The organism is Streptomyces sp. NPDC049577 (assembly GCF_040675635.1).
Lineage (GTDB): Bacteria > Actinomycetota > Actinomycetes > Streptomycetales > Streptomycetaceae > Streptomyces.
Map to the genome: position 1 here is coordinate 41820 of NZ_JBFAPH010000005.1, position 12014 is coordinate 53833.

At 71.7% G+C, this 12014-nt stretch carries 12 protein-coding genes; 8 read left to right on the plus strand and 4 right to left on the minus strand.

Features of this window, described 5'->3' with window-relative positions; all coding sequences use genetic code 11:
* Positions 1 to 24 precede the first annotated feature (24 nt).
* Entirely contained in the window at positions 25 to 705 is a 681-nt protein-coding gene (locus tag AB0K09_RS01485; RefSeq protein ID WP_366063164.1) for a response regulator transcription factor, read from the plus strand.
* A gap of 59 nt (positions 706 to 764) precedes the next feature.
* Here AB0K09_RS01485 and AB0K09_RS01490 read toward each other — a convergent pair whose 3' ends face one another.
* Complete coding sequence (locus tag AB0K09_RS01490; RefSeq protein WP_366063165.1) at positions 765 to 1418, minus strand: DUF461 domain-containing protein; 654 nt, start codon at positions 1416 to 1418, stop codon at positions 765 to 767.
* Between the two features lie 565 nt (positions 1419 to 1983).
* Between AB0K09_RS01490 and AB0K09_RS01495 the strand changes: the two genes are divergently transcribed.
* The 4 genes from AB0K09_RS01495 to AB0K09_RS01510 all read left to right on the plus strand — a co-directional run bounded on the left by AB0K09_RS01495 (position 1984) and on the right by AB0K09_RS01510 (position 4470).
* Positions 1984 to 2466, plus strand: coding sequence for a CarD family transcriptional regulator (locus AB0K09_RS01495; RefSeq protein WP_003953493.1), 483 nt, complete (start codon positions 1984 to 1986; stop codon positions 2464 to 2466).
* 261 nt (positions 2467 to 2727) lie between these two features.
* Positions 2728 to 3504: a 2-C-methyl-D-erythritol 4-phosphate cytidylyltransferase gene (gene ispD, locus AB0K09_RS01500; RefSeq protein WP_366063166.1), complete on the plus strand. Its 777-nt coding sequence runs from the start codon at positions 2728 to 2730 to the stop codon at positions 3502 to 3504.
* Positions 3494 to 3985, plus strand: coding sequence for a 2-C-methyl-D-erythritol 2,4-cyclodiphosphate synthase (gene ispF, locus AB0K09_RS01505; RefSeq protein ID WP_366063167.1), 492 nt, complete (start codon positions 3494 to 3496; stop codon positions 3983 to 3985). Before ispD ends, ispF begins: the two co-directional genes overlap by 11 nt.
* 77 nt (positions 3986 to 4062) lie before the next feature.
* Complete coding sequence (locus AB0K09_RS01510) at positions 4063 to 4470, plus strand: PPOX class F420-dependent oxidoreductase (RefSeq protein WP_366063168.1); 408 nt, start codon at positions 4063 to 4065, stop codon at positions 4468 to 4470.
* A 69-nt stretch (positions 4471 to 4539) separates the two neighbouring features.
* On the opposite strand, the gene AB0K09_RS01515 is transcribed toward AB0K09_RS01510, so the two are convergent.
* Positions 4540 to 5730, minus strand: coding sequence for an acyltransferase (locus AB0K09_RS01515; RefSeq protein ID WP_366063169.1), 1191 nt, complete (start codon positions 5728 to 5730; stop codon positions 4540 to 4542).
* A gap of 109 nt (positions 5731 to 5839) precedes the next feature.
* A complete protein-coding gene (locus AB0K09_RS01520; RefSeq protein ID WP_366063170.1) occupies positions 5840 to 7003 on the minus strand; it encodes an acyltransferase in 1164 nt (387 codons plus the stop codon).
* 185 nt (positions 7004 to 7188) lie between these two features.
* On the opposite strand from AB0K09_RS01520, the gene cysS reads away from it, so the two are divergent.
* The 3 genes from cysS (at position 7189) to AB0K09_RS01535 (ending at position 11345) form a co-directional block, all read left to right on the plus strand.
* The gene (gene cysS, locus AB0K09_RS01525; RefSeq protein WP_366063171.1) at positions 7189 to 8586 is read left to right on the plus strand and encodes a cysteine--tRNA ligase; all 1398 of its coding nucleotides are present in this window, start codon (positions 7189 to 7191) and stop codon (positions 8584 to 8586) included.
* Between the two features lie 84 nt (positions 8587 to 8670).
* Positions 8671 to 9621 (plus strand): 23S rRNA (guanosine(2251)-2'-O)-methyltransferase RlmB, encoded by a 951-nt coding sequence (gene rlmB / locus AB0K09_RS01530; protein WP_366063172.1) that lies wholly within the window; start codon positions 8671 to 8673, stop codon positions 9619 to 9621.
* Between the two features lie 107 nt (positions 9622 to 9728).
* Positions 9729 to 11345 (plus strand): DoxX family protein, encoded by a 1617-nt coding sequence (locus AB0K09_RS01535; protein ID WP_366063173.1) that lies wholly within the window; start codon positions 9729 to 9731, stop codon positions 11343 to 11345.
* A 68-nt stretch (positions 11346 to 11413) separates the two neighbouring features.
* Here AB0K09_RS01535 and AB0K09_RS01540 read toward each other — a convergent pair.
* Positions 11414 to 12014 (minus strand): sugar phosphate nucleotidyltransferase (locus tag AB0K09_RS01540; protein WP_366063174.1); only part of this gene is annotated, 601 nt, incomplete at its 5' end.

The following is a 12014-nucleotide window of genomic DNA, read 5'->3' on the forward strand; positions in this document are numbered from 1 at the left end:
CAAGCCCCGACCGGAGGTCATCCCGTGACCCGAGTGCTCGTCGTAGAGGACGAGGAATCCTTCAGCGACGCGTTGTCCTACATGCTCCGCAAGGAAGGCTTCGAGGTCGCCGTCGCGGCCACGGGCCCCGAGGGGCTGGACGAGTTCGAGCGCAACGGCGCCGACCTGGTCCTGCTCGACCTGATGCTGCCGGGCCTGCCCGGCACCGAGGTCTGCCGGCAGCTGCGCGGCCGCTCCAACGTTCCCGTGATCATGGTGACCGCCAAGGACAGTGAGATCGACAAGGTCGTCGGCCTGGAGATAGGAGCCGACGACTACGTCACGAAGCCCTTCTCCTCGCGCGAGCTGGTCGCCCGCATCCGCGCCGTCCTGCGCCGCCGCGGCGAGCCCGAGGAGGTCACGCCGGCGGCCCTGGAGGCCGGGCCGGTGCGGATGGACGTCGACCGGCACGTCGTCACGGTCGGCGGCGCCAAGGTCGACCTGCCGCTCAAGGAGTTCGACCTGCTGGAGATGCTGCTGCGCAACGCGGGCCGGGTGCTCACCCGCATGCAGCTCATCGACCGGGTCTGGGGCGCGGACTACGTCGGCGACACCAAGACCCTCGACGTCCACGTCAAGCGGCTGCGCGCCAAGATCGAGCCGGACCCCGGCGCGCCGCGCTACCTGGTGACGGTCCGCGGGCTCGGCTACAAGTTCGAGCCGTAGGCCGGCGAGCATGCCAGGAGGGGCCGGAAGCGTTTCGCTTCCGGCCCCTCCTGTGTGTGTCAGTGACCCGCGTGCTGCTGCGTGCCCTGCGCGGACGCGCCGGCGTTCGCGGCCGGCTTGGCCGGCTGGCCCGCCGGCGACGCCGGGGCGGAGGCGGGGGCCGAGGCCCCGGGGGAGGCCGGAGCGGCCGGGGAGGCGCCCTGGGACGGACCCCACTCCTGGAAGTAGCTCTTCGCCGGGAAGACGAACGCGGAGACCCGCACCGCGCCGGTGGAGCTGAAGTCGAAGGACAGGGGCTGGGCCGCGCCGTCCTTCAGGCCCTCGCGGCCGTTCGGCAGCACGGCGGAGGCGTTGCCCTTGCCGCCGAGCAGCACGGAGCCGTGGGCCGGCACGGTGATCGGGCCCGAGCCCTGCGCCGGGGTCAGCTTCACGGTGGCGTTGGTGCCGGGCAGCGAGATCGAGCGCAGCTGCTGGTCGGTGTCGCCGTTGTTGAAGACCTGGCCGGTGATCACGGCGGGGCCGGTGGCGTTCTGGTCCGGCTGGGTGATCACGTTGACGTTCTGGAGCTTGACGTCGCCGACCGAGGTGGCGGCGTTGTCCGGCTTGACCTCCAGGGTCTGAGCGTCGTTGCCCGCCGCGCAGGCGGAGAGCGAGGCGATCGAGAGCACGAGGGCGGAAGCGGCGAGTGCGCCGCGTCGAAGGCTGCTGCTCACGGCGGCGGCATCTCCTTGGACGAGGTACGAGAGGTATACGTGGCGTAAGACTGCGTCAGCGCGCTTAGGTTACCGAGCCGTCGTGGGGCCGCCGCACCCGACCCGCCCCCATGGTCCACTCGGGCTCCGCGCGGCCCGGCGGCCGAATATCGACCATGGAGCGCCGGGGAAGCCGCCGGAAGACCGCCGCGCGGATTATCGGCAATGAATGCGGGCGGCGGCGAGGAAGCCGTTCCGGAATTGATCAAGTTCAGGTTGATCAATTCCGGATTCCGATCGTGGCAGCTCCTCCGGCCCCGAACGGAGTACCGGAAGTCCGCCGACCGGACCCCGGCAAAACGGGACGTTCGGGAGCTCGCGGGACCCGCCGGACGCGTGTAACGTCCGCGTTTCTCCCCGCCCGGACAACCGCTCCGACCTGCGAATACCCGCTTCCGGAAGGCTGCCGCAGCACGTCCCTGTCGCTGTTGTCAAGCCCCGAGATATGCCCTGACCTGCGGAAACGCCATTCAGAACGGCCACCCGCCGTGTTAGACTGGATAGCCACGGAAGGGGTACCTGTCACATGACGTTCAAGGTTGGCGACACCGTGGTCTATCCCCATCACGGGGCCGCGCTGATCGAGGCCATCGAAACTCGCCAGATCAAAGGCGTGGACAAGACCTACTTGGTGCTGAAGGTCGCCCAGGGTGACCTGACGGTTCGGGTGCCGGCGGACAACGCGGAGTTCGTCGGCGTTCGCGATGTGGTCGGCCAGGACGGGCTTGACCGGGTCTTCGAGGTGCTGCGTGCACCCTACGCGGAAGAACCGACGAACTGGTCCCGTCGCTACAAGGCAAATCTCGAGAAGCTCGCGTCCGGTGACGTGATCAAGGTTGCCGAGGTCGTCCGCGACCTGTGGCGGCGCGAGCGTGAGCGCGGTCTCTCCGCAGGTGAGAAGCGCATGCTCGCCAAGGCGCGGCAGATCCTGGTGAGCGAGCTCGCCCTCGCGGAGAACACCAACGAGGACAAGGCCGAGGCTCTGCTCGACGAGGTCCTCGCGTCCTGACGCAGCAGTAAGCAGCAGTAACGGGAAGACGTAAGCAACCGGACGAGCCGGTCGCAAACGAAGTGCCGCGGTGCCCGCGCGATGACGTCCGTCATCCGCCGGGCGCTGCGGCATCTCTGCACCGGCCACGCCGTGCTCGGTGTGCCGGGCCCGGGCAGCCGATTCGACCAGTCGTCACGGAAGGGGCTGGTCGGGAAGCGCGCCCGGCACGCTGAGGCCATACCCAACTCGGCCGAGGACACAAACCTGAACGCCAACCCAATGTCTGATCGAGCGACCGGCTCCGCCCCCGCCGCCCCGCGCACGGCCGCGGTCATCCCCGCCGCCGGGCGCGGCGTCCGGCTCGGTCCGGGCGCGCCCAAGGCGCTGCGTGCCCTGAGCGGCACTCCCATGCTCGTCCACGCGGTACGGGCCATGGCGGCCTCCCGCGCCGTCTCGCTCGTCGTCGTGGTCGCCCCGCCGGACGGCGCCGGCGAGGTCCGCAACCTGCTCGACGAATTCACCCTCGGCGACCACGACCGCACCGAGGTGAGGGTCGTGCCCGGCGGCGCGACCCGCCAGGAGTCGGTGCGCCTGGGCCTGGCCGCCCTGCCCGAGGACGTCGGGACCGTGCTCGTCCACGACGCCGCCCGGCCGCTGGTGCCCGTCGACACCGTCGACGCCGTGGCCGCCGCCGTGCGCGAGGGTACGCCCGCCGTCGTGCCGGCGCTGCCGCTCGCGGACACCGTCAAGCAGGTCGAGCCCCGCACCGGGGAGCAGGCCGGCGAGCCCGAGCCCGTGGTCGGCACGCCCGACCGGGCGCTGCTGCGGGCCGTGCAGACCCCGCAGGGCTTCGACCGCCGCACTCTCGCCGAGGCGCACCGGAAGATCGCCCTGGAGGGTGAGGGCGCGACGGACGACGCCGGAATGGTCGAGCGCCTGGGGGTGAAGGTCGTGGTCATCCGCGGCCACGAGGAGGCTTTCAAGGTGACCCGGCCGCTGGACCTCGTCCTGGCCGAGGCCGTACTCGCCCGGAGGAGGGCCACCGATGGTTTTTGAGCGTCCCGTGCTGCCGCTGGTCGGTATAGGCACCGATGTGCACGCCTTCGAGGAGGGCCGCGAGCTGTGGTGCGCCGGCCTGCTGTGGGAGGACTCCGCGTACGGCCTCGCCGGCCACTCCGACGGTGACGTCGCCGCCCACGCCGCCTGCGACGCGCTCTTCTCCGCGGCCGGCCTCGGCGACCTCGGCGCCCACTTCGGCACCGACCGCCCCGAGTGGTCGGGCGCGTCCGGTGTCACCCTGCTGGCCGAGGCCGCCCGGATCGTCCGGGCGGCCGGTTTCGAGATCGGCAACGTCGCCATCCAGGTGATCGGCGTCCGCCCGAAGATCGGCAAGCGCCGCGAGGAGGCCCAGAAGGCCCTGTCCGCCGCGGTCGGCGCCCCCGTCTCGGTCTCCGGCACGACGACCGACGGGCTCGGCCTGACGGGCCGCGCGGAGGGCCTGGCGGCCGTCGCCACGGCACTGGTCTTCGTGCGCTGAAAGCGGCTTTTCGCCCTCGGGTGGGCATACGGTGACGATGCCGGCGCCGTGATCACCCGAGGGAAGGAGCCCTGCCCGTGTCCGCCGAACTCTCCGACGATCTGCAGAAGTACATCGACGACAACCCGGTCTTCGCCGTGGTGGCGACCGTCCAGCCCGACGGCAGCCCGCAGCTGTCCGTCACCTGGATCAAGCGCGACGGGAACGACCTGCTGGTCTCCACGACCGTGGGCCGCCGCAAGGAGCGCAATCTGCGCCGCGACCCGCGCGTCACGGTCCTGATCAACCCGCCGAACGCGCCCTACACGTACGCGGAGGTCCGCGGCGAGGCGGCGCTCGGCACCCAGGGCGGCCAGGAGCTGATCAACGAACTGTCGCGGAAGTACACGGGGAAGGACTACGCGGACTTCAACCCGGCGGCGAAGGACGACGCGGAGCGGGTCGTCGTACGGATCACTCCGCGGAAAGTGGTCGGGACGTTGTAGAACGCCGGAGGGGCTGGAAGATCCAGCCCGTCCCGGGGGACCGGGGGTCCGGGGGCCGGAGCCCCCGGGTCAGCCCACCCGGTCGGGCTCCGCCTTCTCGTACGCGCGCGGCTCCTGCCGCACCGGCAGGCCCGCCGGCACGGCTGCCGGCCCTGCCGAGTGCCGCCGCATCTCCTCCATGCCGCGCCGCAAGGCGTTCCGCATCCGTCTGCCCAGTGGCCGTTCCACGCAGTGGTGCAGCAGCCACGCCGCGCCCAGCATGGCCAGGGCCACCCCGGCGACCAGCAGCGGAGCGGCCACACGGCCGCGCAGGGCGTGGATGATCGTCATGCCGATGTACTGGTGGATGAGGTAGAGCGGGTACGTCAGCGCGCCCGCCGTCGTCAGCCAGCCCCACTGCACGCGGTCGAACGTGCCCAGCGCGATCAGGGCCATGACCCCGAAGATCCCGACCACGATGAGGGTGGCCGGCCAGATCGCGGCCGCGCCGTCGACGTTGTCGTGCATCCGCTTGGGGATGCCGTGGAGGCCGAGCAGCAGCGAGACGGCCACGATGCCCCACAGCAGGGCCGTGGGCCGGAAGCGGTGCATCAGGTAGAAGGCGATGCCGGCGATGAAGTAGGGCGAGAACAGCGGCATCACCCACAGGGTGAGCAGCTTGTCGTCCACCGTCGGCGCGGTCGCCGAGAGCACCGTCCAGACGCCGCAGAACGCGACGCACTTGCGATAGGTCACCCCGGTGGCGACGACGATCGCGAAGAGGACGTAGAACTTGAGCTCGATGAACAGCGTCCAGTAGACGCCGTCGACGTCCCAGACGCCGATGCCCTGCTGGAGCATCGTGAGATTGGTCAGGACGGAGTCCCAGCCCTTCACGGTGCGGACGTCGGGCCACAGGGTGATGACCGCGGCCGTGACGAGGACGGCCACCCAGTAGGCCGGGTAGATCCGCGAGGCCCGGGAGACGACGAAGTCGCCGAGCGTCCGGCCCCAGGTGCTCATGCAGATGACGAATCCGCTGATCAGGAAGAATGTCTCGACCCCGAGCCAGCCGTAGCGGGCCAGGAGGCCGGCGGTCGGGAAGACCCGGGCCGGGTCGGCGCCCCAGCCGCCGCGGAGGGCGACGTAGTGGTAGAAGACCACCATGAGGGCCGCGACCAGACGGAGCCCGTCCAGGACCCGTAGCCGCGGGGCCGGCCTCCGGGCGCTCTGGACGGCTACCAGGCCGCCGTCGAGTTCACCTCGGCTGGCGAAGCGCATGCAGTCCTCTCCCCTTGCTGCGGGTCTCGTCGAATGACAGTGATCTCCTGCCCCTTCCCTTCTCTTCCGTCCCGTCTGTGTCGCATCAGTCCTCCTGGTGGCGGAAAAGTCACTCGGGTCGTTCCGGCGGCCCGGACAGGGCGCCGCCGGACCTGATGTCGGCCGCCGCGCGCTGGAGCGCGCGGCGGAGCCGCCGGGCGAGCGGCCGCTCGACGCAGCGGTGCACCAGCCATGCCAGGACCAGCATCCCGGCGACGAGGGCCGGCAGCAGCACATAGCGCGGCATGTCGCCGCCCAGGTGCTTGATGACCACCCAGCCGATGCGCTCGTGCATCAGGTAGAGCGGGTACGTCAGCACCCCGGCCGTGGACAGCCACCGCCAGTTCACGCGGTGGGCCCGGCCGAGGGCGATCGCCATCACGGCGAGGAAGAAGAGCGCGAGCAGCACGATCGTCGGCCACTGCGGCACGTGGTGGCCCATGTGGCCCTCCGCGCCCTTCTGGGACTCCAGCACATCGTGCTCGGCCACCAGCAGACAGCCGCCGGTGATCAGCCAGAGCACGGCGTTCGGGCGGAAGCGGTGCATCAGGTAGAAGGCGATGCCGGCGATGAAGAACCAGCAGTCGTGCGGCATCAGGATCTGGTCGAGCGTGCGGTTGTCCGTCGCTCGCGCGATCACCGCCCCGAAGGACCACAGCACGCAGAAGGCCACCGCGCGGCGGTAGGTCAGTCCCTTCCAGACGACGAGCGCGAAGAGCAGGTAGAAGCGCATCTCGATCCAGAGCGTCCAGTAGACGCCGTCGACCGGCTGCACCCCCAGGGGGTCCTGCAACATCGTGAGGTTGACGGCGACGTCCCGCAGCCGGGGAGCGTCGTTGACCGCCGGCCACAGCCGCACCACGAGGGCGACGGTCAGCACCGAGAACCAGTACGCCGGGTACAGCCGGGTCACGCGCGAGGCCGCGAAGTCCCCGACGCTCTTGCCCCAGCAGCTCATGCAGATGACGAAGCCGCTGATCAGGAAGAACAGCTGGACGCCCAGCCAGCCGTAGGAGGCCGGCAGATACGCCCTGGGGAACACCTCCCGCGTGGACCGGTCCCAGGCGCCGCTGCCGAAGGCGACGTAGTGGTACGCGACGACCATCAGCGCCGCGCACAGCCGCAGCCCGTCCAGCGCGGCCAGCCTGCCGCGGTCCCTCGTGCCGCCCGGCCGGCCCTTTTTCGGGCTCAGGGGTTCCGGATCCTGCTGCTGCACCGGCACAGTGGAGTGCAACGCCCCTCCTCGGTTCCGCGGCGGCTCCGGCGGCCGGACCGGCCGGCCTGGCGTGTGCCGGGAAGCTACCAGAGGTATTTGTATTTTTGCTGCAAAATGCAAATAGCGGGCAAAACGCGCCGCAGTGGCGGGCAAAGCCTGCCGGGGGCGGCGGGGCACCCCCAGAAGGCCACTACCCTTGTGCCGTGACCATTCGCCTGTACGACACCAGCAGCCGGCAGATCCGTGACTTCTCCCCGCTCCGGCCGGGCTGTGTCTCGATCTACCTGTGCGGTGCCACCGTGCAGGCCGCACCGCACATCGGGCACATCCGCTCCGGCCTCAACTTCGACATCATGCGCCGCTGGTTCGCCTACCGCGGCTACGACGTGACGTTCGTCCGCAACGTCACGGACATCGACGACAAGATCATCGCCAAGGCCGCCGACCAGGGCCGCCCCTGGTGGGCCATCGGCTACGAGAACGAGCGCGCCTTCAACGACGGCTACACCGCCCTGGGCTGCCTGCCGCCCACCGTCGAGCCGCGCGCCACCGGGCACGTCCCCGAGATGATCGAGATGATGCGGGGCCTGATCGAGCGAGGCCACGCCTACGCCGCCGACGGCAACGTCTACTTCGACGTCCGCTCCTTCCCCGGCTACCTGGAGCTGTCCAACCAGGAGCTGGACAACCTCCTCCAGCCCTCCGGCGAGGGCGAGACCGGCAAGCGCGACCCGCGCGACTTCGCCATGTGGAAGGCCGCCAAGCCCGGCGAGCCCAGCTGGGAGACCCCCTGGGGCCGCGGCCGCCCGGGCTGGCACCTGGAGTGCTCGGCCATGGCCCACAAGTACCTGGGCGAGGCCTTCGACATCCACGGCGGCGGCATCGACCTGATCTTCCCGCACCACGAGAACGAGATCGCCCAGGCCAAGGCCTTCGGCGACGAGTTCGCGCGGTACTGGCTGCACAACGCCTGGGTGACGATCAGCGGTGAGAAGATGGCGAAGTCGCTGGGCAACTCGGTCCTCGTCTCCGAGATGCTCAAGCGCTGGCGCCCCATCGTGCTGCGCTACTACCTCGGCACCCCGCACTACCGCTCGATGATCGAGTACAGCGAGGCCGCCCTGCGCGAGGCCGAGGCCGCCTTCGCCCGCATCGAGGGGTTCGTCCAGCGGGTCACCGAAAAGGCGGGGAAGACGGTGCCGCCCGCCGCCGAGGTGCCGCCCGCCTTCGCCGAGGCCATGGACGACGACCTGGGCGTGCCGCAGGCGCTCGCGATCGTGCACACCACCGTCCGCCAGGGCAACGCCGCGCTGACCGCCGACGACAAGGAGACGGCCGTCGCGCGGCTGGCCGAGGTGCGGGCCATGCTCGGCGTGCTGGGCCTGGACCCCCTCGCCGAGCAGTGGAGCGAGGCCGACGGCGGCCGCGGCGAGGAGCTGCACGGCGTGGTGGACTCCCTGGTCTCCCTGGTACTGGACCAGCGCCAGGCGGCCCGTACCCGCAAGGACTACGCCACCGCCGACGCCATCCGCGACCAGCTCCAGCAGTCCGGCCTGGTCATCGAGGACACCCCGTCCGGCCCCCGCTGGTCCCTGTCCTGACCCGTCCTGAGGGACACTTTTCGTACGTACGTTTTTACCGAGCCGCACCCAGCGGCTCTTAAGCAGTGAAGAAACGGGTGACCCATGGCCGGCAACAGCCAGCGCAGGAACCGCCGCACGTCCAACAAGAAGGGCGCGACGGTCGGCAGCGGCGGCAAGCGGCGCCGGGCCCTGGAGGGCAAGGGCCCCACCCCGCCCGCGTCCGCCCGCAAGGGACACGTCAAGAACCGCCTCGCCAACGCCAAGGCCAAGCAGGCGGCCCGCCGCCCGGCCCCGCGCCGGGGCGGCGCCAAGGGCCCCAACGAGCTCGTCGTCGGCCGTAACTCGGTCGTCGAGGCGCTGCGCGAGGGCGTGCCCGCGAACACGCTCTACGTGCAGCAGTTCGTCGACAACGACGAGCGCGTGCGCGAGGCCGTCCAGCTCGCCACGGAGAAGGGCCTCAACCTCATGGAGGCCCCGCGTCCGGAGCTGGACCGGATGACGAACGGGCTCAACCACCAGGGCGTGGTCCTGTCCGTGCCGCCGTACGACTACGCGCACCCGGAGGACCTGGCCGACGTCGCCTACGACGCCGGTGAGGACCCGCTGATCGTCGCCCTCGACGGCATCACCGACCCGCGCAACCTCGGCGCCGTCGTCCGCTCCGTCTCCGCCTTCGGCGGGCACGGCGTGGTCGTCCCCGAGCGGCGCGCGGCCGGCATGACCGCCAGCGCCTGGAAGACCTCGGCCGGCACCGCCGCCCGGACGCCCGTGGCGCGCGCGACGAACATGACCCGGACGCTGGAGGCCTACCAGAAGGCCGGCATGACGGTCATCGGCCTGGCCGCCGACGGCGAGGTCGAGCTGCACGAGCTCGAGGCGCTGGAGGGCCCGGTCGTGATCGTCGTCGGCAGCGAGGGCAAGGGCCTGTCCCGGCTGGTCGGCGAGACCTGTGACCTGCGGGTGCGCATTCCGATGCCGGGCGGCGCCGAGTCGCTGAACGCCGGTGTCGCCGCCGGTGTGGTGCTCTACGAGGCGTCCCGCCGCCGGGCCTGACGGGTGCCGGGCGGGGCCTGCGCCCCGCCCCCGCCGGATGATCTTGACGGGTCTCGAACATATCGAGTCGGTCAAGGCAGTGTCCTCATCACCCGTCACTCGGTTAGATGAGTGTGGACACCAGAACACCCCGCACACCTACGGGGGGAAGCTCTCCGGGGTACGACGAGCCCACGCTGAGTACGGTGAAGGTTCCGTCCGACCCGGCGCAGGTTTCCGTCAACCACCTGAGTTTCCGCGTGCAGCTCGCGCGGCCCCCGCGCGCCGTCCGGCAGTTCGCCGTGGCGGCCGACACCGCGCAGCTGCCCACCGTGAAGAGCACGGCCAGGCGCCGTGCCCCCGTGGTGTGGAGCGGGCGGACCGGGCCCGGTGATTCGGCCTCGACCCAGCTCCTGGAGGCCGTCAGGGAATCCGGCACCGCCGGGCACCCGGCCGCCGGGGGCGGCGACGCCGGCGCCACCCAGGTGCTGCCGCGCATCGCCGTGGACGACGCCCCCACCACCGTCATCGGGCCCCGTGAGACCACCGAGACCACCGAGGGCGGGGTCGCTCGCTCCGGGCCGGGCACCCGGCTGCTGGACGGCGTCCGTACGGCTCACGGCGCCTTCGACGAGGTCGGCTACGGCCATCCGGAGTTCGACGGACCGGACGCGTTCGAGGACGAGGAGAATGCGGCCGGGCGCTCGCGCCAGGCCGATTCCGTCCGGCACGCGTACTACCCCGGCCGCCGGATGAACCTCGGCGTCGTCCTGCTGCCGCTGCGGATCATCATCGGCCTGATCTCGGTCTGCTCCGGCATGAGCAAGCTGTGCGACCCCGTCTACTTCGACGGCGGCAAGCGCGGCTCGATGGTCACCTGGCTGACCTCGCTGCACCCCTGGCCGGCCGCCGCCCCGCTGCGCGACCTGGCCCTCGCCCACCCGGTCGGGTCCGGGCTGACCGTCGCCTTCCTCCAGGTCGTCGTCGGCGTCCTGACCATCTTCGGCCTCTGGCAGCGGCTGGCCGCCGGCATCGGCGTGCTGCTCTCGGCGATCCTGCTGGTCACCGTGAGCTGGCAGGCCACGCCCGTCTACGACGCGCCCGACATCATCTACCTCGCTGCCTGGAGCCCCCTGGTCATCGCCGGGGCGCCCTTCTACTCCGTCGACGGGCGGCTGGCGGGCGAGGCCTGGCGGCGGCTCGGCCCGCGCGCCGGGCTGTGGGAGCTGCGGCGGCGCGTGCTGCGGCGCGGCACGGTCATCGCGACCGTCGTCATCGGGCTCTCGCTGCTCACCGGCTCGATGCTGGGCGGCGCGGTCCGCTCCTCGCGGGTCGCGCAGGCCCCCGATCCCACGGCTCCGCCGAGCAACAGCCTCCCCGGTTCGCCGCTGCCGCAGCACTCGTCCTCCAGGACGCCGGGTGCGCACGGCTCGCAGCTGCCGGGCACGCCGAAGGCGACCCCGACCCCGCACCACACGCCGACGCCGGCCGCCACGCCGAACGCGGCCGGGGCGGCGGGGCACACGCCGAGCTCCACCGGCAGCGCGGGCCAGCCGGGCACCAGCCCGGGCGGCGTCCGCCCCGCCCCCCAGACCCCGCACCAGCCGGCCGCGCCGGCGGCCCCGCCCCGCAGCTCCTCCTCGGGCTCGGCCGGCACGGGCGGCGCGACGGGCTCGTCCGGCGGCTCCTCGGGCGGCGCGGGCGGCTCCCACGGGGGAGGTGCGCTCGGCGGCCTGCTGGGGTGAGCTTCCCCCGATGCGAACGCCGGACGGGCTGGATTCTCCAGCCCGTCCGGCGTTCGCCGTGCCGAGGGCTACCGCGCCAGCTCCTTCGCGGCCTCGGTCAGGTCCTTCGCGGTGTCGATCGCCCGCCAGTACGCCCCCTGCGGAAGGGGGAAGCCCGCCAGCCGCCGCTCCCGCGCCAGGCGCGGGAACGTCGTGCGCTCGTGGTCGCCCCGCTCCGGCAGGAGCCCGGTGAAGGCCGCGGAGAAGACGTAGACGCCGGCGTTGATGAGGTACGGCGACGGCGGGGCCTCGATGAAGTCGAGGACGTGCCCGAACTCGTCGGTCTCCACCGCGCCCCAGGGGATGCGCGGGCGCGCCAGCGCCAGGGTGGCCAGCGCGTCCCGCTCGTGGTGGAAGGCGGCCATCTCGCGCAGCGAGAAGCGGGTCCAGATGTCGCCGTTGGTGGCGTACCAGGGGCGGTCCGGGTGGGGGAGGGACGCGGCCGCGTGCTTCAGGCCGCCACCGCGGCCGAGGGGTTCCTTCTCGACGACCGTGGTGACGCGCAGCGGCAGCTCGGCCGAGGCGAGCCAGTCCTGGCCGGATCGGAGATGTTGTTCACGCCCGTCTCGGCCAGGAACTTGTTGTACCCCTGGACATAACCGTGAATGGCTTCTTTGACCTCGGGCTCCG